The organism is Sphingomonas sp. LY29 (assembly GCF_035593985.1).
GTDB lineage: Bacteria > Pseudomonadota > Alphaproteobacteria > Sphingomonadales > Sphingomonadaceae > Sphingomicrobium.
The window spans coordinates 1,141,039-1,164,969 of sequence record NZ_CP141587.1; the positions used below are offsets into that span (position 1 = coordinate 1,141,039).

Annotated in this window: 30 protein-coding genes; 18 read left to right on the forward strand and 12 right to left on the reverse strand. The window is 66.4% G+C overall.

The window, feature by feature from the left end:
* Positions 1-40 precede the first annotated feature (40 nt).
* From SH584_RS05760 to SH584_RS05785, 6 genes are all read right to left on the reverse strand, one after another.
* Entirely contained in the window at positions 41-481 is a 441-nt protein-coding gene (locus SH584_RS05760; RefSeq protein WP_324809275.1) for a hypothetical protein, read from the reverse strand.
* A gap of 56 nt (positions 482-537) precedes the next feature.
* Entirely contained in the window at positions 538-2,673 is a 2,136-nt protein-coding gene (scpA, locus tag SH584_RS05765) for a methylmalonyl-CoA mutase (protein ID WP_324809276.1), read from the reverse strand.
* Positions 2,674-2,723: 50 nt separating this feature from the next.
* Positions 2,724-3,383, reverse strand: coding sequence for a hypothetical protein (locus SH584_RS05770; RefSeq protein ID WP_324809278.1), 660 nt, complete (start codon positions 3,381-3,383; stop codon positions 2,724-2,726).
* A gap of 61 nt (positions 3,384-3,444) precedes the next feature.
* Entirely contained in the window at positions 3,445-3,864 is a 420-nt protein-coding gene (mce, locus tag SH584_RS05775; RefSeq protein ID WP_324809280.1) for a methylmalonyl-CoA epimerase, read from the reverse strand.
* A 69-nt stretch (positions 3,865-3,933) separates the two neighbouring features.
* On the reverse strand, positions 3,934-4,215 hold the full coding sequence (locus tag SH584_RS05780) for a hypothetical protein (protein WP_324809281.1): 282 nt from the start codon (positions 4,213-4,215) through the stop codon (positions 3,934-3,936).
* A gap of 97 nt (positions 4,216-4,312) precedes the next feature.
* Positions 4,313-5,839, reverse strand: coding sequence for an acyl-CoA carboxylase subunit beta (locus SH584_RS05785; RefSeq protein ID WP_322842127.1), 1,527 nt, complete (start codon positions 5,837-5,839; stop codon positions 4,313-4,315).
* A 97-nt stretch (positions 5,840-5,936) separates the two neighbouring features.
* Here SH584_RS05785 and SH584_RS05790 point away from each other — a divergent pair, with 97 nt between their 5' ends.
* Together SH584_RS05790 and SH584_RS05795 are read left to right on the forward strand one after the other, a co-directional pair.
* The gene (locus tag SH584_RS05790) at positions 5,937-6,707 is read left to right on the forward strand and encodes a histidine phosphatase family protein (protein ID WP_324809284.1); all 771 of its coding nucleotides are present in this window, start codon (positions 5,937-5,939) and stop codon (positions 6,705-6,707) included.
* Complete coding sequence (locus SH584_RS05795) at positions 6,704-7,576, forward strand: NAD(P)H-hydrate dehydratase (RefSeq protein WP_324809286.1); 873 nt, start codon at positions 6,704-6,706, stop codon at positions 7,574-7,576. The genes SH584_RS05790 and SH584_RS05795 overlap by 4 nt, the downstream gene beginning before the upstream one ends.
* Here SH584_RS05795 and pyk read toward each other — a convergent pair.
* Positions 7,566-9,023 carry a pyruvate kinase gene (gene pyk / locus SH584_RS05800; RefSeq protein ID WP_324809288.1) on the reverse strand — a complete coding sequence of 486 codons (1,458 nt, stop codon included), beginning with the start codon at positions 9,021-9,023 and terminating at the stop codon, positions 7,566-7,568. The two genes, SH584_RS05795 and pyk, sit on opposite strands and share 11 nt — an antisense overlap.
* Before the next feature lie 138 nt (positions 9,024-9,161).
* Here pyk and SH584_RS05805 point away from each other — a divergent pair, with 138 nt between their 5' ends.
* Complete coding sequence (locus SH584_RS05805) at positions 9,162-9,404, forward strand: DUF2312 domain-containing protein (protein ID WP_322842123.1); 243 nt, start codon at positions 9,162-9,164, stop codon at positions 9,402-9,404.
* 31 nt (positions 9,405-9,435) lie between these two features.
* Here the strand turns inward: SH584_RS05805 and SH584_RS05810 are convergent, their stop codons facing one another.
* On the reverse strand, positions 9,436-10,176 hold the full coding sequence (locus SH584_RS05810) for a CPBP family glutamic-type intramembrane protease (RefSeq protein WP_324809291.1): 741 nt from the start codon (positions 10,174-10,176) through the stop codon (positions 9,436-9,438).
* Between the two features lie 44 nt (positions 10,177-10,220).
* Here SH584_RS05810 and SH584_RS05815 point away from each other — a divergent pair, with 44 nt between their 5' ends.
* Genes SH584_RS05815 through SH584_RS05845 form a run of 7 tightly spaced genes read left to right on the forward strand, consistent with a single transcriptional unit; the run spans position 10,221 to position 15,283 of the window.
* A complete protein-coding gene (locus SH584_RS05815) occupies positions 10,221-10,964 on the forward strand; it encodes a YebC/PmpR family DNA-binding transcriptional regulator (protein WP_324809292.1) in 744 nt (247 codons plus the stop codon).
* Between the two features lie 29 nt (positions 10,965-10,993).
* Positions 10,994-11,491: a crossover junction endodeoxyribonuclease RuvC gene (gene ruvC / locus SH584_RS05820; protein ID WP_324809492.1), complete on the forward strand. Its 498-nt coding sequence runs from the start codon at positions 10,994-10,996 to the stop codon at positions 11,489-11,491.
* Entirely contained in the window at positions 11,488-12,084 is a 597-nt protein-coding gene (gene ruvA / locus SH584_RS05825) for a Holliday junction branch migration protein RuvA (protein WP_324809293.1), read from the forward strand. The genes ruvC and ruvA overlap by 4 nt, the downstream gene beginning before the upstream one ends.
* An 18-nt stretch (positions 12,085-12,102) precedes the next feature.
* On the forward strand, positions 12,103-12,642 hold the full coding sequence (locus SH584_RS05830) for an SEL1-like repeat protein (RefSeq protein WP_324809295.1): 540 nt from the start codon (positions 12,103-12,105) through the stop codon (positions 12,640-12,642).
* A gap of 7 nt (positions 12,643-12,649) precedes the next feature.
* Positions 12,650-13,042, forward strand: coding sequence for a GFA family protein (locus SH584_RS05835; protein ID WP_324809296.1), 393 nt, complete (start codon positions 12,650-12,652; stop codon positions 13,040-13,042).
* A 1-nt stretch (position 13,043) separates the two neighbouring features.
* The gene (gene ruvB, locus SH584_RS05840) at positions 13,044-14,087 is read left to right on the forward strand and encodes a Holliday junction branch migration DNA helicase RuvB (protein ID WP_324809298.1); all 1,044 of its coding nucleotides are present in this window, start codon (positions 13,044-13,046) and stop codon (positions 14,085-14,087) included.
* Positions 14,084-15,283, forward strand: coding sequence for a DUF3089 domain-containing protein (locus SH584_RS05845; protein ID WP_324809299.1), 1,200 nt, complete (start codon positions 14,084-14,086; stop codon positions 15,281-15,283). The genes ruvB and SH584_RS05845 overlap by 4 nt, the downstream gene beginning before the upstream one ends.
* Here SH584_RS05845 and SH584_RS05850 read toward each other — a convergent pair.
* Together SH584_RS05850 and SH584_RS05855 are read right to left on the reverse strand one after the other, a co-directional pair.
* Positions 15,243-15,443, reverse strand: coding sequence for a helix-turn-helix transcriptional regulator (locus tag SH584_RS05850; protein WP_322842115.1), 201 nt, complete (start codon positions 15,441-15,443; stop codon positions 15,243-15,245). The two genes, SH584_RS05845 and SH584_RS05850, sit on opposite strands and share 41 nt — an antisense overlap.
* The gene (locus SH584_RS05855; protein ID WP_324809301.1) at positions 15,440-15,898 is read right to left on the reverse strand and encodes a hypothetical protein; all 459 of its coding nucleotides are present in this window, start codon (positions 15,896-15,898) and stop codon (positions 15,440-15,442) included. Before SH584_RS05855 ends, SH584_RS05850 begins: the two co-directional genes overlap by 4 nt.
* Before the next feature lie 134 nt (positions 15,899-16,032).
* Between SH584_RS05855 and SH584_RS05860 the strand changes: the two genes are divergently transcribed.
* The 6 genes from SH584_RS05860 (at position 16,033) to pal (ending at position 20,395) form a co-directional block, all read left to right on the forward strand.
* Complete coding sequence (locus tag SH584_RS05860) at positions 16,033-16,491, forward strand: YbgC/FadM family acyl-CoA thioesterase (RefSeq protein ID WP_322842113.1); 459 nt, start codon at positions 16,033-16,035, stop codon at positions 16,489-16,491.
* Positions 16,491-17,192, forward strand: a complete 702-nt coding sequence (gene tolQ, locus SH584_RS05865; protein ID WP_322842112.1) for a protein TolQ — start codon at positions 16,491-16,493, stop codon at positions 17,190-17,192. Before SH584_RS05860 ends, tolQ begins: the two co-directional genes overlap by 1 nt.
* On the forward strand, positions 17,192-17,632 hold the full coding sequence (locus SH584_RS05870) for an ExbD/TolR family protein (RefSeq protein WP_324809304.1): 441 nt from the start codon (positions 17,192-17,194) through the stop codon (positions 17,630-17,632). The genes tolQ and SH584_RS05870 overlap by 1 nt, the downstream gene beginning before the upstream one ends.
* A 116-nt stretch (positions 17,633-17,748) precedes the next feature.
* Positions 17,749-18,513 (forward strand): cell envelope biogenesis protein TolA, encoded by a 765-nt coding sequence (locus SH584_RS05875; RefSeq protein ID WP_324809306.1) that lies wholly within the window; start codon positions 17,749-17,751, stop codon positions 18,511-18,513.
* Between the two features lie 11 nt (positions 18,514-18,524).
* The gene (gene tolB / locus SH584_RS05880; protein ID WP_324809308.1) at positions 18,525-19,841 is read left to right on the forward strand and encodes a Tol-Pal system beta propeller repeat protein TolB; all 1,317 of its coding nucleotides are present in this window, start codon (positions 18,525-18,527) and stop codon (positions 19,839-19,841) included.
* A gap of 32 nt (positions 19,842-19,873) precedes the next feature.
* Positions 19,874-20,395 carry a peptidoglycan-associated lipoprotein Pal gene (pal, locus tag SH584_RS05885; RefSeq protein WP_324809310.1) on the forward strand — a complete coding sequence of 174 codons (522 nt, stop codon included), beginning with the start codon at positions 19,874-19,876 and terminating at the stop codon, positions 20,393-20,395.
* Positions 20,396-20,398: 3 nt separating this feature from the next.
* Here the strand turns inward: pal and SH584_RS05890 are convergent, their stop codons facing one another.
* On the reverse strand, positions 20,399-20,701 hold the full coding sequence (locus SH584_RS05890) for an SEL1-like repeat protein (protein WP_324809312.1): 303 nt from the start codon (positions 20,699-20,701) through the stop codon (positions 20,399-20,401).
* Between the two features lie 78 nt (positions 20,702-20,779).
* Positions 20,780-21,637, reverse strand: coding sequence for a pantoate--beta-alanine ligase (panC, locus tag SH584_RS05895; protein ID WP_324809314.1), 858 nt, complete (start codon positions 21,635-21,637; stop codon positions 20,780-20,782).
* A gap of 87 nt (positions 21,638-21,724) precedes the next feature.
* Between panC and SH584_RS05900 the strand changes: the two genes are divergently transcribed.
* Together SH584_RS05900 and pgmG are read left to right on the forward strand one after the other, a co-directional pair.
* A complete protein-coding gene (locus SH584_RS05900; RefSeq protein WP_324809494.1) occupies positions 21,725-22,528 on the forward strand; it encodes a division plane positioning ATPase MipZ in 804 nt (267 codons plus the stop codon).
* 23 nt (positions 22,529-22,551) lie between these two features.
* Positions 22,552-23,928, forward strand: coding sequence for a phosphoglucomutase/phosphomannomutase PgmG (gene pgmG, locus SH584_RS05905; RefSeq protein ID WP_324809316.1), 1,377 nt, complete (start codon positions 22,552-22,554; stop codon positions 23,926-23,928).
* Positions 23,929-23,931: the final 3 nt, after the last annotated feature.

Genomic DNA, 23,931 nt, shown 5'->3' on the forward strand with positions numbered 1-23,931 from the left:
GGCGTTTCGCCTATGCCGTTCCCGACCCGTCATTTCAATGTCACCATTTGGGATGGCGATGGGCGACGTGGTTTTCCGACCTTGCTACCAGCGAATCCCATTCGGCCAGCAACGCCTTGGCCTGGGCCGGACCGCCCGCCCGCTTGGCCAGCGCGTTCATCCAGCGGACCTCGTCGGGCGACGTCGCCCAGCTCATGTCACCCGGGCCGCCGCGCATCGGAAAGACGACGACCGCATCCCAAGGCCCGGTTTGCATGTGGAGGTCGATGACCCCTCCGCCGCCGAGGTCGCGATCGGCCGCCGCGAAATATTTCTCGACGATCTCCATCGCCCGTTCGCGCTTGCCGGAATGGAATTTGACCATCTCGATCGAGTGCCAGGTGACGTCGGTCATCCGCTCGGCCTTGACCTCCTGGGCGGAAACGCTGGTTACAGGAACACACAGGGCCGCAACTGCGGCCGCCAAAGCAAATGCCTTCATGGTGTTTCTCCCCTGTGAGAACCACCGTCATACCATTTAACTACGGTTAACTCGAATCATTTCGGGGGCAGATCGACCGGAGGTTTGTTGTGCCCGAGCAACCGCAACACCTCGTCCGCAGCGTCGGCCAGGTTCGTTCCCGGTCCGAAGATCGCCTGCACGCCCGCCTCGCGCAGCATGGCGTAATCCTGCGCAGGAATGACGCCGCCTGCGACGACCTTAATGTCGGCGCGGCCCATGTCCTTCAAATGCCCGATCAGTTCGGGGATCAGCGTCTTGTGCCCAGCGGCAAGGCTCGAGGCGCCGACGACGTCCACGTCTTTCTGCACCGCAGTTTCAGCGGCTTCGCGAGGCGTCTGAAACAGCGGTCCCGCGACCACCTCGAATCCCAGGTCGCCGAACGCCGACGAAACGAGGTTGGCGCCGCGGTCGTGGCCGTCCTGACCCATCTTGGCGACGAAGATGCGTGGGCGGCGGCCCATCCGCTGCGCAACGCTTTGCGTGCCCGCCACGGCCTCGTGCCAGCGTTCGTCATCGCGCTTGCCGTAGATTCCGCTGACCGGGGTCGGTGTTGTTGCATAGCGGCCGAAGACGCGTTCGAGTGCATCGGAAATCTCGCCGAGCGAACAGCGCAACCGCGCCGCCTCGACCGCGAGGGCCAGCAGATTGTCGCCCGACCGAGCGCCCGCTTCGAGCGCATCCAAGGCCGCGCGTGCCTGCGCCTCGTCGCGACTGGCGCGCATCTTTTCCAGCCGCGCGATTTGACCCGCGCGGACCTTGGCATTGTCGACTTCGAGGATGTCGAGGTGCGCTTCCTCGGCTAATCGATAACGGTTGACCCCGACGATCACCGTCTCGCCCGTATCAACCTTGGCCGCACGTGCAGCGGCGGCTTCCTCGATGCGCTGCTTGGGCAGGCCCTCGGCGACCGCCTTGGTCATGCCGCCATGCGCTTCGACCTCGTCGATCAGCGCCTGCGCCTTTTCCTCGAGTTCGCGCGTCAGCGCCTCGACATACCAGCTTCCGCCGACCGGATCGGCAACGGCGGTGACGCCACTTTCCTCGGCCAGGATCAGCTGCGTGTTGCGCGCCAGACGCGCGGAGAAGTCGGTGGGAAGCGCGACCGCTTCGTCGAGGCTGTTGGTGTGGAGCGACTGCGTCCCGCCCAAGACCGCGGCCAGCGCCTCGATCGTCGTGCGGATGACGTTGTTGTACGGATCCTGTTCGGTCAGGCTGACGCCGCTGGTCTGGCAGTGGGTTCGAAGCAGCTTCGACTTTTCGGTCCGGGCGCCAAGGTCGGTCATGATCCGGCCCCACAACGTCCGTGCCGCACGAAGCTTCGCGACCTCCATGAACAGGTTCATGCCGATTCCGAAAAAGAAGCTAAGGCGCGGCGCAAAGGTGTCAATGTCCTGCCCCGCAGCCGCCGCGGCGCGGACATAGGCCATGCCGTCGGCGAGCGTGTAGGCAAGCTCCTGCACCGCCGTCGCCCCGGCCTCGTGCATGTGATAGCCGCTGATGGAAATGCTGTTGAACTTCGGCATCTCGGCCGACGTGTAGGCGATGATGTCGCTGACGATCCGCATCGAAGGTTCGGGCGGATAGATGTAGGTGTTGCGAACCGCGAACTCTTTCAGAATGTCGTTCTGGATCGTGCCGCTCAGCGCCTTGCGATCGACCCCCTGCTCCTCGCCCGCGACGATGTAGAAGGCCATGATCGGCAGTACCGCGCCGTTCATCGTCATGCTGACCGACATCTCGCCAAGCGGGATGCCGTCGAACAGCAATTTCATGTCCTCGACGCTGTCGATCGCCACGCCCGCCTTGCCAACGTCGCCGGTGACGCGCGGATGGTCGCTGTCGTAACCGCGGTGGGTCGCAAGGTCGAAGGCCACCGACAGGCCTTTCTGCCCGGCCGCGAGGTTGCGGCGATAGAAAGCGTTCGATTCCTCGGCGGTCGAGAAGCCGGCATATTGGCGGATCGTCCACGGCCGCCCCGAATACATCGTCGCATAGGGACCGCGCGTGTAGGGCGCGACGCCGGGATAGCCGCTGTCGATGTGCGCGGCGTCCTCGGGCCCATAGACGGGCTTCAGGGTGATGCCCTCAAGGGTTTCGCGGCTGAGGTCGCGGCCCTTCGATTCCTTGGCGGCCAGCTGGTCCCATTCGTCGCGCTTCGATCGGTCTGTCATGCGCCATCGCATAGTCGCGACCGCACCCGAACCTCAAGGGCGCGCGCGGATCAGCAGGTCGGCATCCGGCTACGTCCCTGAAGCCGATAGCGGCCGTTCGACCAGGCATAGGTGTCGCGGAAGCGCATCGAACCCGAATAGTTGACGACGAACGAGCGCCCGGGGACGATCGCACCGATCTTTCCCTCGATGCTTCGGCGGTTGTTGCCATTCTCGTACACCGTCGGGATCTGCGCGATCTCGACCGGCCCGGCGGGGGTGAGCGCGGTCAGTGTCGCGGTGGCGCAGGTCAGCCCCTGCCCGGTGAAGCCGCCTTCGGCGTAGATGACCGGGCGCGGCCCGAAGGCGCGTGACACGCTCCATTCGCTCAACGATCCCATCGATCCGCCGACCACCGCCGACGGATAGGCGCGGCCGCGCACGAAGCCGTTGCCGGCACGGCGCAGGTAGAAGGCGCCGATGCGGCCGGGGCTGACATGGCTGAACTGGCCGACGCTGCCGGGTGCGACCAGCACTGGTCCGAACGGCGTCGCCACCAATTGCCCGCCGCTGAAGCGGACGTTCTCGCCGCCGGTCCGAAGCGTCGTGCTGCCGGGGCGACCCCATGCGGCGCGCTGCGCGGAGGCGAGTTGCACGCCGCTCGATTGCGCGGTGGCGGGCGGGGCGACCGCGAGGATCGACAGGGCGGACAGAAGCAGGACGGGACGCATCGACATTCTCCCTCGAATACAGCGTCATCAACGCGGTACCGCGAAAAATCGATCCGCCGCGTCAGTGCGCCTGGCGGGGGCTTTCCATGATCTCGGTCAGCACGCCGCCCATGTCCTTGGGGTGGAGGAAGAAGATCGGCGTCCCGTGCGCACCGATGCGCGTCGGCCCCAGGATGCGAACACCCTTGGCGTCGTACCAGGCGCGCGCTTCCTCGATGTCGTCGACCTCGAAACAGAGGTGTTGTTGCCCACCGAGCGGATTCTTCTCGAGAAACTTCACGATCGGCGAATCCGCACCGAGCGGCTCGATCAACTCCACCTGCATATTGGGCGCATCGACGAAGCACACCCGGACGCCCTGCGCGGGCAGGTCGAACGGATCATGCACCGTCGTCGCGCCCATATGATCGCGATACAGCGCGACCGACTGCTCGATCGAGGGCGTTGCAACGCCGACATGATTCAACCTACCCAGCTTCACGCACTTGCTCCTGCCCAATGTGTCGTTCCGCCGAGTTGGCGGCAACCAAGAATGCACTCCCAAACAAGATCACCAACGCAGCGCCAACCAGCCCCGACCGGCCGACCGCCACGTCAACTGCCGCCGCCAAACGGATTTGAAGCCCGCCAACATGATCAAGCCCCCGATCGCGGCAAATGCCGCCCCAGCGAGCCGGAAGTCCCTGGGCATTTCGGGATAGGGAGCAACATAGTTCTTGGTGAAAAAGCCCATCGTCTTGGGATCGAACTGCGGTGCTTTCCACCAGGCGACCGCTGCCAGCGTAGCAACGATGACCAGCCCGAGGACTTCCTTGGGAAAGTCTCTCTTCACGATTCGATGCCTTTTGGTGGCAGTCCGCAATGGGAAAGCAAGTCGCACCTCGTTATTGTGCCGCCGACATTGCTGAGTCCCAAACGGATGTTCGCCATCAAAGCGGGATGTTGTCGTGCTTCTTCCAAGGGTTCTCAAGCTGCTTGTCGCGTAGCTTGCGGAGGCCCAGCGCGACCCGCCGCCGCGTCGAGTGCGGCATGATCACTTCGTCAATGAAGCCCTTGCTCGCCGCCACGAACGGGTTGGCGAAGCGCTCTTCATATTCGCGGGTTCGCTCGGCCTGCTCCTCGGGCGTCTTGCCGCGGAAGATGATCTCGACCGCCCCCTTGGCCCCCATCACCGCGATCTCGGCGGTCGGCCAGGCATAGTTCAAGTCGCCGCGCAGATGCTTCGACGCCATGACGTCGTAGGCACCGCCATAAGCTTTGCGCGTGATGACCGTAATCTTGGGCACCGTCGCTTCAGCGTAAGCGAACAGCAGCTTGGCGCCGTGCTTGATGATGCCGTGATGCTCCTGCCCCACGCCCGGCAGGAAGCCCGGCACGTCGACGAAGGTCACGATCGGAATTTCGAACGCGTCGCAGAAACGCACGAACCGCGCGCCCTTCTTCGACGAGTTGATGTCGAGGCAGCCCGCCAGCACCATCGGCTGGTTGGCGACGATGCCGACGGTGCGGCCTTCGACGCGGGCAAAGCCGACGATGATGTTGCCGGCATGGTTCGGTTGAATTTCGAAGAAGTCGCCCTCGTCGGCGACCTTCCGGATCAGCTCGTGCATGTCGTACGGCTGGTTGGCCGAGGGCGGGATCAGCGTGTCGAGGCTGTCCTCAATCCGGTCCCACGGATCCTCGGTCGGGCGCGTCGGCAGTTCGTGCCGGTTCGACAGCGGCAGGAAATCGAAGAAGTCGCGCGTCGCGAGCAGCGCGTCGATGTCATTCTCGAACGCCACGTCGGCGACCCCGGACTTGGTCGTGTGCGTCACCGCGCCGCCCAATTCCTCCTGCGTCACCACTTCGTTCGTGACCGTCTTCACCACGTCGGGTCCGGTGACGAACATGTAGGATGAATCCTTCACCATGAAAATGAAGTCGGTCATCGCGGGCGAATAGACTGCCCCGCCAGCGCACGGGCCCATGATCAGCGAAAGCTGTGGCACCACACCAGATGCCAGCACGTTGCGCTGGAACACCTCGGCATAGCCGCCAAGGCTCGCAACGCCCTCCTGGATGCGTGCGCCGCCACTGTCGTTCAGCCCAATCACCGGCGCCCCGACCTTCAGCGCGGCGTCCATGATTTTGCAGATCTTCTGCGCATGCCGTTCCGACAGGGAGCCGCCGAACACGGTGAAATCCTGCGCGAAGACATAGACCAGCCGGCCGTTGATCGTCCCCGATCCGGTCACAACGCCGTCGCCCGGAAACTTCTGCGTCTCCATGCCGAAGTCGACGCAGTTGTGCTCGACGTACATGTCGACTTCCTCGAACGAGTCGGGGTCGAGCAGCACCGACAGCCGCTCGCGCGCGGTCAGCCGCCCCTTGGCGTGCTGCGCATCGATGCGCTTTTGCCCGCCGCCCATCCGCGCCGCGTCGCGGCGTGCTTCCAATTGTTCGATCGTCGTAGCCATGGGCTGCGCTTTTCCACGCCTGCCGCGCGCGGTCAAACGGGGCTTTGCGGAAACAACTGCGTCGCGGCAGTGTTGGACTGGTCAGCAGGAGGGATGAATGCCGGCACGACAACATTGGCCCGAGCGGATGTGGCTGGTCCGGCACGGGCAGAGCCAGGGCAATGTCGCCCGCGACGCCGCGCATGAGGCCGGGCATCTCGTCATCGACCTCGACCTTCGCGACGTCGACGTGCCGCTGAGCAAGCTTGGCCATCAGCAGGCCGAGGCGGCGGGTCGCTGGTTCGCCGCGCTGCCCGAGGATGAAAAGCCCGAGATCCTGCTCTCCTCCCCCTACGTCCGTGCGATCCAGACCGCGGAGGCGATCTGCAAGGCGGGCGGGTTGGCAGGCGGCGCGAAGCCGACGATCCTCGACGAACGACTGCGCGAGCGCGAGTTCGGGGTGTTCGACGGCCTGACCACGCTGGGCATCCGCGACAAATATCCCGACGAAGCCGCACACCGGAACAAGATGGGCAAATTCTACCACCGCCCCCCCGGCGGCGAGAGCTGGGCCGACGTCATCCTTCGACTGCGATCGATGATGAACACGATCAATCTTCACTATGCCGACAAGCGTGTGCTGGTCGTCGCGCACCAGGTCGTCGTGCTATGCATGCGCTATGTGCTCGAGGAACTCACAGAGCAGCAGATCCTCAGCATCGACAAGCAGGCCGAGATCCTCAACTGCGGCATCTGCGCATTCGATTTCGAACCGAACGAGCAATCGCTGTGCGTGCCCACGCTGGCGCTGTGGAATCACGGCGCGCCGATGGAGCAGGAGGGGACCCCAAAGACTGCCGAGCCCGACATGATCACCGGCACGCGATGAGCGATCCCGCGCCTCTCGACCGCCAATTGCTCGGCCGGCACCCGCTGCCGCCGATCGAGGGCGGCGACAAGGATAGCCATGGGACGGTGCTGATCGTCGCCGGATCCCGCGACGTACCCGGCGCGGCGCTTCTGGCGGCACATGGCGCGATGCGGAGCGGCGCGGGTAAGCTGCAGATCGCCGCGCCCGACGTGATCGCGGTTCCGCTCGGGATCGCGATGCCCGAGGCGATGGTGGTCGGACACGCCAGCCACGCCGACGGCGGCTTCGCGACCTCCGCCATCGCCGACCTCGCCGAGCTGGGAGAGAAAGCAGACGCGATCGTCGCGGGGCCGGGGCTCGCATCCAATCGCGCCGGGCCGCCGCTGGCATCGGCGCTGCTGAGCCTCGGCAAGCCACTCGCGCTCGATGCCGCCCTGCTGCACATCTTGCCCGGTTGCGCCGAGCAATGCCGCGCCAGCAAGGTCCCGCCGATCCTGCTTCCGCACGCCGGCGAACTGGCAGGCCTGCTCGATTGCCCGATCGAGGAGGTCGAGGCCGATCCGCTCGGCGCCGGACACCGCTGCGCCGACCGCTACGGCGCGATGGTGCTGGTCAAGGGCTCACAGAGCCACGTCGTCGCGCCCGACGGGTCTTGTTTCCATTATCCGGGCGGCGGCCCCGGCTTGGGAATTTCTGGATCGGGCGATGTGCTCGCGGGCATCGTCGGCGGTCTTCTCGCCCGCGGCGCCGACCCACTCACCGCACTGATTTGGGCGGTCTGGCTCCATGGCGAAGCCGGCCGCGCGCTGGCTCTAAAGGTCGGCACGGTCGGCTTCCTTGCCCGCGAGATCCCGGGCGAGGTCCCTGCGCTGCTGCCTACTCGTTGAGGTAGTTTTCCAGCTCGTCCCCGGCGAGCTTCACGACGTGGATGACGTTGGTCGACCCGGTCGTCTTGAACGGCACGCCCGCCATGATCACCATCCGGTCGCCGGGCGCGGCGAGGTGGTGGCGAAGCGCCATGCGGCGCGCCTTGCCGACCATTTCCTCGAAGCTCGACACGTCGCGGGTGTGGACGGCGTGAACGCCCCACTGCAGCCCCAACCGCCGCGCCGCCTTCAGGCTGGCGGTCATCGCCAGCGTCGGCACCGGCGCGCGCTCGCGGGCAATCCGGCGCGCGGTCGATCCCGACGAGGTGTAGCAGGCCATCGCCTTGGCCGAGAGAATGCGCACGATCTGCGCCGCGCTTTCCGACAAGGCGTCGGCGGCGGTAGCTTCGGCAGGCGTCTCGGTGAAATGGATGCGCGCCGCGTAGACAGGGTCGGCTTCGACGCTCTGGCCGATCTTGTCCATCATCTGCACCGCTTCGATCGGGTAGGATCCCGCAGCGCTTTCGGCCGACAGCATCACCGCGTCCGCGCCTTCGTAGATCGCGTTCGCAACGTCACTGACTTCGGCGCGCGTCGGGGTCGGGCTGACGATCATCGATTCGAGCATCTGCGTCGCGACCACCACCGGCTTGCCCGCCTGCCGAGCCGCGGCGACGATCCGGTTCTGAAGCGGCGGAACACCTTCGGGCGGAAGCTCGACGCCAAGGTCGCCGCGCGCGACCATCACCGCGTCGGCAAGCTCCAGGATTTCGTCGAGCCGCTCGATCGCCTGCGGCTTTTCGATCTTGGCGAGCAGCGCCGCCCGGTCCCCGACCAATTCGCGCGCCTCGGCGACGTCCTCGGGCCGCTGCACGAACGACAGCGCGATGTAATCGGCGCCCTGCGTCAGCGCGAACTGCAGGTCGCTCCGATCCTTTTCGGTCAGCGCGGGGATTGGCACGACCACGTCGGGCACGTTGACGCCCTTGTGATTGCTGACCTTGCCGCCGACCATCACTTCGGCCTCGATCCGGTCGCTGGTGACCTTGAGCGCCTTCAGCCGAACCTTGCCGTCGTCGATGAGCAAGCGGTCGCCGTCCTGCAACGCCTCGAACAATTCGGGATGGGGAAGCTCGACACGCGTCTCGTCGCCGTCGGCGGGATCGCGGTCGAGGATGAAGGTCTTGCCCGCCTCCAACATGACCGAGCCGTTCTTGAAATCACCGACCCGGAGCTTGGGCCCCTGAAGGTCGAACAGAATCGTCGTCGGCCGGCCGAGCGGCTTTTCCAATCCGCGGATCGTCTCGACCAACGCCGCCTTGCTGGCCTGGTCGCCGTGGCTCATGTTGATGCGAAAGGCGTCCGCGCCCGCTTCCATCAGCGCGCGGATCATCTGCGGGCTCGACGAAGCCGGACCCAGCGTCGCCAGGATTTTTACCTTGCGCGCTCTTGGCTTGAGCATCGTCATAATTCCTTTTTCAGATCGGCTGTGGCGCGCCTGCCATAGCGGGTCGCCCGTCTCGTTCAACCGGGTTGAGGCGCGCCGAGCGGTCGCTTAGGACCACCGCCGAACGACCCGGACCGGGCGAATCGAAAAGGAAACATGATGAGCGAGGACAATGTCGCAGCGGACCAGCTGCGGCTGTTTATCGAGCGGATCGAACGGCTCGAGGAAGAGAAGAAGGGCATCGCCGACGACGTGAAGGACGTCTACGCCGAAGCCAAGTCGAACGGCTACGACACCAAGACGATGCGCGCGATCGTCCGCTTGCGGAAGATGGAAAGCCATGCGCGGCAGGAAGCCGACGCGCTGCTCGAAACCTATCGCAACGCGCTGGGCCTCGCCTGATCCCGCTGATCCGATGATGACGGGCGGGCCCTTAAAGCCCGCTCAGCATCATCGACAGGAACAGTCCGTTCGATAGCGCATGGATGGTGACGTTACCCCACATGCCGAAGCGGACGCGGGCGTATCCGTTGATCAGGCCCGCCACCAGTTGCGGGACCACGAACAGCAGCAGCAACGCCGACGGCGGCTGCTTGTAATTGGTCAGGTGGACCAGCCCGAATGCGATCGCCTGTCCGAAATAGACCAGTGGAAAAATCCTGGCGAACCATTGCGGCGCCTGCCCGTGATGCCGACCGCGCCACCAGGCCACCAGGATCGCCGCCAACGCCGCGCCAATCGCGGCCATTCGCGTCCATGCGGGCGCCTGAAGCCCTAGCAGCACCCCGACAAGTACTACGGCGACCACTGCAATCGCGATGACGACGAGGCTGGTGCGTCGCCCATTGATCCAGCCGCGGAAGAAGATTTCCTCGACCAGCGGAATGCCCAGCGCGCCGAGTGCGAGCGTGAACAGCGGACCGTTCTCGGTGAGCGCCTCGAATTGCGGCGTATCGACCGACGCGCTCTCTGCCAAATGGGTCAGCAGCACCGCCAGTGGCAGCGCGATGGCGATGTTGAGCAGCAGCAGCCACCCGACCGCCCCCAGGGAATGGCCGTCGAACGGCTCGGTCCGCTCGGGCAGGCGCGGTCGCCGAACGAAGGCCGCGAAGTCGCGATAGATCGCCAAAGGGCTAGGTCGCACCGGGGTGCGGCTTGTCGGCTGCTCGGTCATTCGGTTAAGGGGACGCCTTTCTTCACGCCAGGAGCCCCGCCCGCATGGCCGGCCATTCCAAATTCAAGAACATCATGCATCGCAAGGGTGCGCAGGACAAGAAGCGCTCGGGCATGTTCTCCAAGCTCAGCCGCGAAATCACCGTCGCGGCCAAGATGGGCCTGCCCGACCCCGACATGAACCCGCGCCTGCGCGCCGCGGTGAACGCGGCCAAGGCGCAGTCGATGCCCAAGGACAATATCCAGCGGTCGATCGACAAGGCCGCGCGTGGCGATGCCGAGACCTATGAGGAAGTTCGCTACGAGGGTTTCGGCCCCGGCGGCGTGTCACTGATCATCGAAGCATTGACCGACAACCGCAACCGCACTGCCACCAACGTGCGCACCGCGGTCAGCAAGAATGGCGGCAATCTGGGCGCGAGCGGAAGCGTCAGCCACGCCTTCGACCGCGTCGGCCTGATCAACTATCCCGCCAGCGCGGGTGACGCCGACAAGGTGTTCGAAGCCGCGCTCGAAGCCGGCGCCGAGGACGTCACTTCCTCCGATGACGGCCACGAAATCTGGACCGAGATCGGCGCACTCCACGAAGTCGCCAAAGCGCTCGAGCCGGTGCTCGGCGAAGCCGAGGGCGCGAAGCTCGCGTGGCGGCCGCAAGTCATGGTCGACGTCGGCGAAAGCGATGCGGGAACGCTGCTCAAGTTGATCGACGTGCTCGACGACGACGACGACGTGCAGACCGTGTGGGGCAATTACGAAGTCAGCGACGACGTGATGGAGCGGCTGGGTTGACCCTTTCCCCCTCTCCGCGTGGAGAGGGTTTGGTCGTCCTCGGTCTTGATCCGTCGCTGTCGTGCACCGGCTGGGGCTTGATCCGCGCGTCGGGCAATCGCCTGACCCACCTTGGCAACGGTCAGTTGAAGACCGACGCCAAGGAACCGATGCCGCGCCGCCTGTCGCACCTCGCCAGCCAGCTTGAGTCGATCCTTGTCGATACCGCCCCCGACGCGGCGGCGGTCGAGGAAGTGTTCGTCAACAAGAACGCTCAGTCGACGCTCAAGCTGGCGCAGGCGCGCGGCGTCGTGCTGATGGTTGCGGCGCGTGCCGGCATCGACATCGGCGAATATGCCGCGCGGCTGGTGAAGAAGGCCGTCGTCGGGGTCGGCAGCGCCGACAAGAGCCAAGTTCATGCGATGGTCCAGCGGCTTCTTCCCGGCGCCACCATTGCCGGCGCCGACGCCGCCGACGCGCTCGCCGTCGCGATCACCCACGCGCACCACTTGGCGAGCGGGCGAAGCGGCCTTACGCAAGGCCGATGATCGCCCGCCTCACCGGCATTCTCGCCGAAACCAGCGCCGACGGTGCCGTCCTCGACGTCGCCGGGGTCGGCTATGCCGTGCTGGCCTCGACCCGGACGCTCGACGCCATCGGCCCGATCGGCGGCGAGGTCATGCTGCTGACCGAATTGCAGGTGCGCGAGGATTCGATGACGCTGTTCGCCTTCGGCTCGACCGGCGAGCGCGAGGCGTTCCGTCAGTTGACCAGCGTGCAGGGCGTCGGCGGCCGCGTCGCGCTGGCGATCCTGTCGGTGCTCGACCCTGCCGAACTAGCCGCTGCGGTCAGTCACGGGGACAAGGCGATGGTCGCCCGCGCCAACGGCGTCGGCCCCAAGCTGGCGATGCGGATCGTCAACGAACTCGCCGGCAAGATGGGCAGTCCCGCTCTCGCCGCCGTCGCCGGCGCCGCCCCACCACGCGGTACTACCGCACAGGACGCCCTCAGCGCGCTCGCCAACCTCGGCTTCAAGCCCGCCGAAGCCAGCGCCGCGGTCGCCGCCGCGGTCGCCGATCTTGGCGACGGGGCGACACTTGATAGCCTGGTCAGGCTAGCCCTAAGAAAAGCGGCGAAATAATCGGGACGGGGGTTGGGAATGTCGAAAGGTCGTATTGCTTTGTGTGCGCTGTCGGCGGTCGCGCTGGCGTCGTGCTCGATCGGGGTGAAGAAGACTCCCGGGATGAACCTCTACTCCGCCGGCGATTTCGCGAAGGCGATCCCGGTCCTCGAACAGGAAGTGAAAGACGGACAGGTGTCTGCACGCTACTCGCTCGGCCTTGCCTATCGCGACGGAACCGGGGTGACGCGCGATGCGGACAAGGCAGAAATCCTGCTTACCGGCGCAGCGATCGGCGGCGATCCGCGCGCCGTGTCCGCCATTCGCGCCATGCTGGAGCCGCCGCGGTGCGACAAGGACAAGCGCCTGCGCAGCCATTGGGGCGGGATCGGGCTGATGCATCGCAACCTGGTCACGGGGGTCGTCGAACTCAACTCGGCCCCTCCGGTCATGCTCCGGCAGATGGCCGAAATCTACGAGGAGCCTTGCGAAGGCCGTCCACGCCAGCCGCAGGCGGCGGCGGCCTTGAGAGGACTGTCGGGGGGTCCGCGGCGTGTCTGGATCTACGTTCCGGGCTGATGCGATCATGACCGCCCACACCGCCTCCTGCCGCTGCGGCCAACTCAGCGTGACCGCGACCGGCGAGCCGGTGCGCGTGTCGGTCTGTCATTGCCTTGACTGCAAGAAGCGCAGTGGCTCCGCCTTCGCGGCGCAGGTTCGCTTTTCCGCCGAGGCGGTCCTGGTCGAGGGCCAGTCGCGCGAATATCTGACCACCAACGACAAGGGCGTCACTCGCTTCCACTTCTGCCCCGAATGCGGAATGTCGCCCTTCTATCGTCACGACCATGCGCCGGAAACGATCGCCATCGCGATCGGCGCGCTCGACGACGCGTTCGCCTTCACGCCCGATTTCTCGGTGTGGGAAAATCGCAAGCACGATTGGGTTGCGATTTCGGGCGATAGCGTCGAGCACGACTGACATGGCCACCGACCCGACCCGACTGACCACGCCCGAGCGCACCGCCGAGGATGCCGACGCGGCGCTGCGTCCGAAGAGCCTCGACGAGTTCGTCGGGCAGCAGGGCGCGCGCGAGAATCTGCGCATCTTCGTCAACGCCGCCCGCGCGCGCGGCGAGGCGCTCGACCATGTCCTGTTCTTCGGGCCGCCCGGCCTCGGCAAGACGACGCTCGCCGGAATTCTCGCGCGCGAGATGGGTGTCGGCTTTCGTGCCACCAGCGGCCCCGTGATCGCCAAGTCGGGCGACCTTGCCGCGCTGCTGACCAATCTTGAAGACGGCGACGTCCTGTTCATCGACGAAATCCACCGCCTTAATCCGGCGGTCGAGGAAGTGCTCTATCCGGCGATGGAAGACCGAGCGCTCGACCTGATGATCGGCGAAGGCCCGTCGGCACGAAGCGTCCGGATCGACCTGCCGCGCTTCACCCTCGTCGGCGCCACTACCCGGCAGGGACTGCTGACCACCCCGCTGCGCGATCGCTTCGGGATTCCGATCCGCCTCAACTTCTACACTGTTGGCGAGCTAGAACTCGTCGTCAGCCGCGCCGCACGGTTGCTCAACGCACCGCTGTCGCGGGACGGCGCGCACGAGATTGCCCGCCGCAGCCGCGGCACCCCTCGAATTGCCGGCCGCCTGCTCCGCCGGGTGCGCGACTTCGCCCATGCCGCCGGTGCGGCCCAGATCGACGCCGAAGCCGCCGACCGCGCGCTTGGCCGCCTCGAGATCGACCAGCTTGGCCTCGATGCGATGGACCGCCGCTACCTGACGATGATCGCCGACCTCTACGGCGGCGGCCCCGTCGGCATCGAGACCCTCGCGGCGGGACTCAGTGAGCCGCGCGACACGCTCGAAGACGTGGTCGAACCCTATCTCATCCAGCTCGGCCTGATCGCGCGCACTGCCCGTGGGCGCTGCCTCAACGGCCGCGGCTACAGTCACCTCGGCCTCAACCCGCCCCCCGGCGCGCAGACCGGCCTGTTCGATGTTGGAGATCCCGCCAAATGATCCGTCCGTTCGTCCTTGCCCTTGCCCTTGCCCTTGCCCTTGCCCTTGCCCTTGCCGCCCTGATCGAGACGCCCGCCTCGGCGCAACCCGCCGCCGCCCCGGCCGCGACCGATTATGACCGTCCCGGCAACTGGCTGTGCCTGCCCGGCCGCACCGACCCCTGCGCCGTCACCGTCAAGGCGACCGAGCTCAACCCGTCGGGCTATGGCAAGCCGCTGATCACTGGCCCGTCGCGCGACGCCGACGTCGATTGTTTCATCGTCTATCCGACCGTCAGCCGCGATCAGGGAATGAACAGCGACCTCACCCCGGGCGACGGCGAGGAGCGCGCCTCGATCGTCAGCCAGTTCGCCCGCTTCGCCAGCGGCTGCCGAACCTTTGCGCCGATGTATCGTTCGATGACGCTTGGCGCGGTGACCGCCGCCGCCGCTGGCGCCAACGTCGCCGGTCCGGCGATGCTTGCCTACGGCGACGTCGCCGCCGCGTGGCGCACCTATCTTTCCAAATATAACGAGGGCCGCCCGTTCGTCCTGATCGGCCACAGCCAGGGCTCGCTGATGCTCCAACAGCTGATCGCGCGCGAAATCGAGGGTAAGCCCGCCGCGAAGCAGATGCGCCTCGCGATCATTCCGGGCTTCAACGTCATGGTCCCGCAGGGCAAGCTGGTCGGCGGCACGTTCAAGTCGACCCCGCTGTGCAGCCGCGCGATGCAGACCGGCTGCGTGATGAGCTGGGTCAGCTATCGCGAGCGCAACGCGCCCCCCGCCGGTGCGATTTTCGGGATCGCCGACAAGCCGGGGATGACCGTCGGCTGCGTCAACCCGGGCAAGCCCGGCGCGACCGGCTGGGTCCCTCTCGAATCCTACTGGAACACGCGCTCGACCCTGCCCGTCCCCGGCGGCCCGATCACCTGGTCGAGCGAGGGTGCCCCGCCCACCCCATTCGTCCGCACGCAAGGCCTCGTCTCGGCACGCTGCGTCAACGACGGCCCGCGCGGCTATCTGTCGATCCGCACCAACGCCGATCCCGCCGACAAGCGCACCGATCGCATCGGCGGCGAGGTCGGCGCGCTCGGCTTCTTCATTCCCGGTTGGGGCATGCACCTGATCGACATCAGCGCGGCGCAGGGCAACCTCGCCCGCCATGTCGAGGCACTCAATCTTCGAGCCAGAACAACTCTTCAACCGGCTCGGTAAGCACCGCCGCAATTCGAAGCGCCAGCACGGTCGAGGGAACGAAAACGCCGTTCTCGACCGTATTGATCGTTTTCCGAGAGACGGCACAATGATCGGCCAGTTCAGCTTGGGTCAGCCCAAGCTGCGTACGCCTGTCCTTGATTCGATTGACGAGCCTCACGCGTCGTCGTCCGCCACCCCTCGATTGAGCCAGGCGTAACGCAGACCCGCCGTCAGCATGCCACCGTTGACCAGAATGAATATCAATTTGGGTCCGTCAAAGGTGATCCACCGGTCAGCCACAATCATGCCGACGCCCAATGTGGCAACTGCTGCCAACCCCCAGCGCGACGCCTCTCCGCTGATGGCGCGATGCCATTCGTCGTTGAGGATCGCGTTCTCGCGCTCACCGAGCCATCGAACCTTCCAGGCGCTCAAATATACGAATTCCACCAGTATCAGGAATGCCCAGGCGACGATGCCGAGATAAGCGGTGAACGGCGATCCGCCCTCGCGAAAGATCAACGACGCCTGCTGGAAGAACAACAGCGGCAGAAACCAGGCGTTCATTCCCCGCATCTGCTCGATATCTTCGGCACTCGGCTGATCGAATGTTGCCTTGCTGCGATAGGCCATGAATGCCCCCCTTTTTGTAACCTTGAGGTTACGTGTAACCTTGACGTTACATGGAAGTCAATTGTCAGTTTGAAGGCTCGGCTGGGCGACGCAGGGTTGCGGCGCACCATTCATGCTCGCTAAGGCGGGCCGCAATGGAGCCATCTCCCTTCGACAAGCCGTATCGCGGCGGGTTCGTAGGGTCGGAGCACCGCTTCGCCCTGACCGTCTTCTACGAAGACACCGACACCGCCGGGATCGTCTATCACGCCAACTACCTCCGCTTTTTCGAGCGGGCGCGGTCGGACATGCTGCGCGTGGCGGGCATCGACCAGCGCGCGGCGATCGAGGACGGCATCGGCACCTACGCCGTCAGCGAAATGGCGATCAAATGGCGCCGCCCCGCAAAGCTCGACGACGACTTGCTGATCCTCAGCCGGGTCACGCAAGTGCGCGCCGCATCCTGCGCCATTCATCAACGAGTCATGCGCGGAAACGAACTCTTGGCCGAGGCCGAGGTCGTCGCCGCGCTGCTGAGCCCGGAGGGTCGGCCGCGGCGTCAGCCGGCCGAGTGGGTGGACATCTTCAAACGCCTGGAAACCAAAGGGGAATAATGCCCGCGCTGCAGACAACCGCCGACTTGATGTCGCCGCTCCACCTTTTCGCGCAAGCCGACATCGTCGTGAAACTGGTGATGGTCGGCTTGCTCGCCGCCAGCGTGTGGACGTGGGCGATCATCTTCACCCACGCCATCCGGCTGAAGCGCATCAATCGCCAGACCGAGGCCTATGAGCGCGATTTCTGGGCGGCGAGCGATATCGACGCCTTCCACGCCAAGCGCGGCGAGGAAAAGCTGCCGACCGCAAGCGTCATGTCGGCCGCGCTCGACGAATGGCGCCGCTCGACCCGCGGCGTGGTGGTGGACCGCGCCGGCACCCGCGAACGCCTCGCCAGCCGGATGAACGCCGCCGTCGCTGCCGAGCTCGAGCGGCTCGGCGACCGGCTCAACATCCTTGCCACCGTCGGATCGGTCGCGCCGTTCGTCGGGCTGTTCGGAACGGTGTGGGGCATCATGCGCAGCTTCACCGCGATCGCGGGCGCCAATAACACCAGCCTGGCGGTCGTTGCGCCGGGCATTGCCGAGGCGCTGTTCGCCACCGCGATCGGGCTGTTTGCCGCCATTCCTGCGGTCATCGCCTACAACCGCCTGACGCATGGCCTCGACCGGCTCGAAGCGCGTCTCGGCCGCTTCGCCGATCGCTTTCACGCAACGCTGAGCCGCGAGCTCGAGGTCGAAGTCGGCGGCGGTCACTGATGGGCGCTAGCCTTCCTTCGTCGGGACGCCGCCGCGGCCGCCGCGCGCCGATGGCGGAGATCAACGTCACGCCGCTGGTCGACGTCATGCTGGTGCTGCTGATTATTTTCATGGTCACCGCGCCGCTGCTGGTCGCGGGCGTGCCGATCGACCTGCCCGAAAGCCGCGCCGGCGCGCTCGACCAGCAAGCCGAGCCGGTGCAGGTCGCAATCGACGGGACGGGCGCGATCACGGTCGACGACGTTCCGGTCGCCGAGGCCGCGTTGGCTGCCAAGCTGATGGAAATCGCCGCGCAGCCCGCGCCCGCCGAGGGACGGCGCATCTACCTGCGCGCCGACCGCGGGCTGGATTATGGGCGCGTGATGCGGGTGATGGGCGAACTCAACCGCGCCGGCCTCAACCGCGTCGCGCTGGTCTCGGTCGGGGGAGAGGGCCAATAGCCATCGACCGGGCAGAGCTTGCCGGGACCGGGGCGGCGCTGGCGTTTCACGTCGCGCTGGTCGCCGCCCTGTCGCTCAGCCTGGCCAGCGTCGACACGCCGCCCGAGCCGCCGTCGATGGATGTCGAACTGGTCGAGGAAGTCGGCCTGACCGCCGCGGCGCCGACCCCGATCGCCGAGCCGCCTCCTGCTTCGCAAGCGCCCGAAATGGGCGAGGACGAGCCGGTCGCACCCGCGCCCGCCCCGGTCGACCCCGCCCCGCCCCTGCCGCGCGAGGTGCCGATCCCGACCCCGCGACCGCCCGAGCAGGCAGCGCCAAAACCCACGCCCCGCCCTGTCCCCGCGAAGCCCGCGCCTCGCCCGACGCCCGCCAAGCCCGCCCCTGCAAAGCCGGCGCCGGCGAAGGCGGCTCCGGCCAAGGCGGCGCCTGCAAAGCCTGCGCCCGCCAAGGCTGCACCCCGCGTGTCGCGGCTTGGCGATGACTTCCTCAAGGGCATCTCCGAAGCCCCGTCGCGCCCTTCGCGGTCCGAAGCTCGCCCCTCGGCCGCGCGCTTCGACGCCGCTGCGAAGGCCGACGTCGCATCGGCTATCGCCGCGCAGATCCGCCCGTGCGCCGAGCAGCAGCGCGACCTCGGCCCCGGCGCCAACCGCATCCGCGTCGTCCTCAACCTTCGCCTGTTTCCCAACGGCCGCCTCAAGGGCACCCCGACCATCGTCCGCACTAGCGGCGTCGACGACGAGAACGGGCAGTATGAAAAGCTCGTCGCCGACCAGGCGATCGCCAGCTACCGCCAATGCGCGCCGCTACGGCTCCCCGCCGACCTCTACAATACGCCCAGCGGCGGGTGGGCGAACATCAACATGACCTACCGAGTCCCATGAGGAGTGCCCCGATGAGCATCCGCCTGTTCGCCCTGCTGACCCTGCTCGCGCCGATGCCGGCGCTGGCGCAGGAAGAGCCGCCCCCCGTCGAGGTCGAGATCGTCGGCGGCGGCGTGAAGGGCAATGTCACCATCGCCATTCCCGCCTTCCCCAGCCAGGCGGGTCCCGGCGACGGCGTCGGGCGCCAGATCGCCGAAGTGATCAGCGCCGATTTGCGCTCGACCGGGCTGTTCACGCCGCTCGGACCCAACGGCGTCGCCACCTACGGCGCATCGCAGGCGGCGACCCCGGCCTATCCGACGTGGCGCGCGGCGGGCGCTTCCGCACTCGTGTCCGGCTATGTGGAGAGCGGCGCCGGCGGTCGGCTGACGCTCGCCTGCTATCTGTTCGACGTGACCGCGGGCCGCGAGCTTGCGCGGCAGGGCTTCGCGGTCAACGCTGGCGACTGGCGCCGCGCCGCGCACAAGTGCGCCGACCTTGTCTATTCGCGTCTGTCGGGTGAACAGCCGTTCCTCGATACGCGCGTCGTCTATGTCGCCGAAACCGGTCCGAAGAATGCGCGCGTAAAGCGGATCGCGATCATGGACAGCGACGGATCCAACCATCGCTACCTGACGCCCGGGCAGGCGACCGTGCTGACCCCGCGCTTCAGCCCGCGCGGCGACAAGCTGGTCTACATGAGCTATCAGGGCCGCCGTCCGCGCGTCTACGTGATGGACATGGCCAGCGGCTCGACCCGCCTGCTCGTCCCCGGCACCGCCTTCACCTTCGCCCCGCGCTTTTCGCCTGACGGCAACCGCATCGTCTTTTCGATGGCTAGCGGCGGCAATACCGACATTTATGTCGTAGGCGCTAATGGCGGCACTCCGCAGCGTCTGACATCGACCCCGGGCGCCGACACCGCGCCCAGCTTCTCGCCCGACGGTCGGCGCATCACGTTCGAAAGCGACCGATCGGGCAGCCAGCAAATCTACGTCATGAACGACGACGGGTCGGGCCAGCGCCGGATCAGCTTCGGCGGCGGCGCCTTCGCCACCCCGGTGTGGAGCCCGCGCGGCGACCTGATCGCCTTCACCAAGATCGGTGGCGGCGCTTTTCGTGTCGGCGTGATGAATTCGTCGGGCAGCGGCGAACGCCTGCTGACCAACGCGTGGCAGGACGAGGGGCCGAGCTGGGCCCCCAACGGCCAGTTCGTCATGTTCCACCGCACCGCACAGGGGTCGGGCAACGCGACCCTCTACTCGGTCAGCATCAATGGCGGACAGCCACGCCGAATGCCGACCCCCGTCGGCGGATCCGATCCCAGCTGGTCGCCGCTCAACGATTGAGCCGCCGGCAACCCATTTGAAGGAGTGACATCATGAACAAGACCATCCTCATCGGCATGACCGCGCTGGCTCTGACTATCGGCGGCTGCGGACGAAAGACCCCGGTGGCCGATGCGTCGAGCGGCGCCATCGATCCCAATGCCGGAGCGCCGGTGACCGCGGCCGACGATTCGGTCGATCTCGTCGAACTGCCGGCGATGCAGGCCGACCTCGTCGCCAAGGCGGGCAGCGACACCATCTATTTCGGGACCGATCAGTACGGGCTCGACCAGGCGTCGCGTGCGACGCTGGGGGCTCAGGCGCGCTGGATGCTCGCCAACCCATCGGTGCGCGGGTCGATCGAAGGCCATGCCGACGAACGCGGCACCCGCGAATATAATCTCGCGCTGGGCGAGCGGCGCGCCAACAGTGCCAAGGACTTCCTGATCGCCAGCGGCGTGCCAGCAGGCCGTCTGACTGTGATCAGCTGGGGCAAGGAACGCCCGGCCGCGCAAGGGTCCGACGAAAGCGCCTGGGCGCAGAACCGCCGGGCCGTGACGGTGGTGGTAAAGTAAGTCTTACGCGGCGTAGCGCTGGTGCGTGCCCTGGCCCAGCCAGCTGCGCGCCTGGCGCTGCGCTTCGGCGATTTCGCGCGCGGTCATCTCGTAGGAGATTTCGGCGCGGCAAGCCTGCGCGCGGGTGTCGCCCGACAGCGCGGCGAGGTTGAACCACTTGTGCGCTTCGATCAGGTCGACCGGGGCGCCCCCGCGGCCCGTCGAGTAGCTGACGCCAAGGTCGTAATAGGCTTCGACGTCGCCACGCTCGGCGTCGGCTAGTCGGCTACGAATTAGGAAGTCCGCGCTCTTCTGACTGATGGCCATTTCAAATTCCCCTGTTTCCCTCTGTGGAACGGAGAATTCGGCTCAAAGCATGTTCAAATGGTTAACGCGGCAAAAACCCTAATTGGAAACTGTTGCCGAAACGACACGAATGTTATCGATCAGTCGGGTCGTTCCGATCACTGCGGCCGCCAGAAGTCGCATCTCGCCTTCAGCGGTCCTGACCGGTTCGAGCGTAGCGGCGTCCACCAGCGCGACATAGTCGATCCGCTCGAAACCCGCATCGCGGAGCGATTGCCGCGCCGCGTCGAGCACCTCGCTCACCGGCTCGCCTTCAGAAATCTCGCGCCGTGCCTGTTCCAGCGCCATCGGCAGCGCAAGCGCCCGCTTCCGTTCGTCAGCGCTGAGGTAGGCGTTGCGCGAAGACAGGGCGAGGCCATCGGCATCGCGGACCGTCTCGACACCGTGAATGGCGATGCCAAGGCCAAGGTCGCGCTCCATCCGGCGGATCACCGCGAGCTGCTGGAAATCCTTTTCGCCGAAAATCGCTGTTGTCGGTCGCACCGCCAGGAACAGCTTGGCGACCACCGTCGCGACCCCGTCAAAATGACCCGGCCGCGCCGCGCCGTCCCAGCGCTCGCTGACCCCGGCGACATGCACCGTGGTCTCGAATCCCTCGGGGTATAACTGCGTCGCGGTCGGGGTCCACAGCAGGTCGCATCCAGCCTCCCCCAGCAATGCGGCGTCCTCGGCCTCGCGCCGCGGATAGCGATCGAGGTCGTCGGTCGGCGCGAACTGAAGCGGATTGACGAAGATCGTAGCGGCGACGCGGTCGGCCCTGGTCCGCGCTTCGGCGATCAACGCGAGGTGCCCGGCGTGGAGCGCCCCCATCGTCGGGACGAGGGCGATCGTCTCGCCGTTCGCGCGCCATGGCGCCAGCGCGGCGGCCAAATCGCTCAATTCACGAACAATTTGCATGCGATTCGGGCCTTCGATAGAGCTTGGCATCGGGGCATCGTCTGTAACGGCGGGCCGAGGGGATCAACAAGGGGCACGTCGATGGCCATGGGCCAGCCGCATTTCATCATCTTCGCCAACGAAAAGGGCGGCACGGGCAAGTCGACCACCGCGGTCCACACCGCCGTTGCGCTCGCCGCCTCGGGCCACCGCGTCGCCGCGCTCGACCTCGACCAGCGCCAGCGCACTATGACCCGCTATCTCGAAAACCGCGATGCGACGATGCGTCGGCTCGACAAGAAGCTTCCGCACGCAGTCTACGAAGTGCTTGAGGATCAGCGCGAGGAAGCGCTCGAGGCCGCGATCGAGCGCCTGTCGGAACAGGCCGACGTGATCGTCATCGACACGCCCGGCCGCGACGATCCGATCGCCCGGGCCGCGATCCAAAAGGCCGACACGCTGGTCACCCCGATGAACGACAGCTTCGTCGACCTCGACCTCATCGGACAGGTCCACCCCGAAAATTACAAGATCACCAAGCCCAGCTTCTATGCGGAAATGATCTGGAACAGCCGCACCCAGCGCGCCAAGGCGACCGGGCGAAGCGTCGACTGGGTCGTCCTGCGCAACCGCCTGCAGCACATCGAATCGCACAACCTTCGCCGCGTCGGTGCCGCGCTCGACGAGCTGGCGCGCCGCGTCGGTTTCCGGGTGATTCCGGGCCTCGGCGAACGCGTGATCTACCGCGAACTCTTTCCCAAGGGACTGACCCTGCTCGACCTTGCCGACATTGGCGAAGTCGCGGTGGGACATATTGCCGCCCGTCAGGAGTTACGCGAGATGATCGCGGGGTTGGCCATCCCGGCGCGGGCCGACATCGGCCAGGCGCCGAAGGCTGCCGCTGCGGGCTGAGCCGTTTCTACACAGGAATTCCAATGCACCAGTTCAATCGTACCATCCTGCGCGAATATGACGTGCGGGGCATCGTCGGATCGACCCTGTTTCCCGAGGACGCGCGCGCGCTCGGCCGCAGCTATGCCGCGCTGGCGATCGGCGAAGGCGCCAAGCGGATCGCGGTCGGCCGCGACGGCCGCACCCATTCCCCCGAGATGGAAGCCGCGTTGCTCCAAGGCCTGACCGAAGGCGGGCTCGACGTGGTCAAGATCGGCATGGGCCCCTCGCCGATGCTCTATTTCGCGGTCGCGACGCTCGACGTCGACGGTGGCATCCAGGTTACCGGCAGCCACAATCCGGCCGACTATAACGGTTTCAAGATGCTGCTGAACGGCCGCTCGGTGTTCGGCACTGAGATCCAAGACCTCGGCCGCCGCGCCGCGGAAGGCGACTGGACCGAAGGCCAGGGCCAGGTCAGCGAGACGGACGTGATCGACGATTATGTCGATGCGCTGGTCAAGGGCTTCGACGGCAATGCCTATCGGATCGGCTGGGACGCGGGCAACGGCGCCGGCGGTCCGGTGCTCGAAAAGCTGGTGAAGCGCCTGCCGGGCGAGCACTTCACGCTCTACACCGACGTCGACGGCCGCTTCCCCAACCACCATCCCGACCCCACGGTCGAGGCGAACCTCGCCGACCTCAAGAAGCTCGTCGCCGACAAGAAGCTGGACTTCGGCATTGCCTTCGACGGCGACGCCGACCGCATCGGCGCGGTCGATGGCGAGGGCCGCGTGATCTGGGGCGACCAGTTGCTGATGGTACTCGCCGGTCCGGTACTGAAGGACTTGCCGGGCGCGACGATCATCGCCGACGTGAAGGCCAGCCAGACCCTGTTCGACCGCATCGCCGAAATGGGCGGCACTCCGCTGATGTGGAACACTGGCCATAGCCTGATCAAGTCGAAGATGAAGGAAACCGGTGCACCGCTCGCAGGCGAGATGAGCGGTCACATCTTCTTCAAGCATGAATGGTACGGCTTCGACGACGCGCTTTACGCCGCGGTCCGCCTGATCCGCGCGGTCAGCCAGAGCGGCAAGTCGTTGACCCAGCTCAAAAGCGAGATGCCGGTGTCGGTCGCGACCCCCGAGCTTCGCTTCCAGGTCGACGAAAGCCGCAAGTTCGCAGTCGTCGGCGAAGTCGCCGAGCGGCTCGCGGCCGAGGGCGCCTCGGTCGACAAGACCGACGGCGTTCGCGTCAAGACCGACGACGGCTGGTGGCTGCTCCGCGCTTCGAACACGCAGGACGTTCTCGTCGCGCGCGCCGAAGCTAGGGATCAGGCCGGGCTCGATCGCCTGATGGGCACGGTCAACTCGCAGCTTGAAGCGTCAGGTATCGAAGCGGTCGAAGCCGCGCATTAGGTC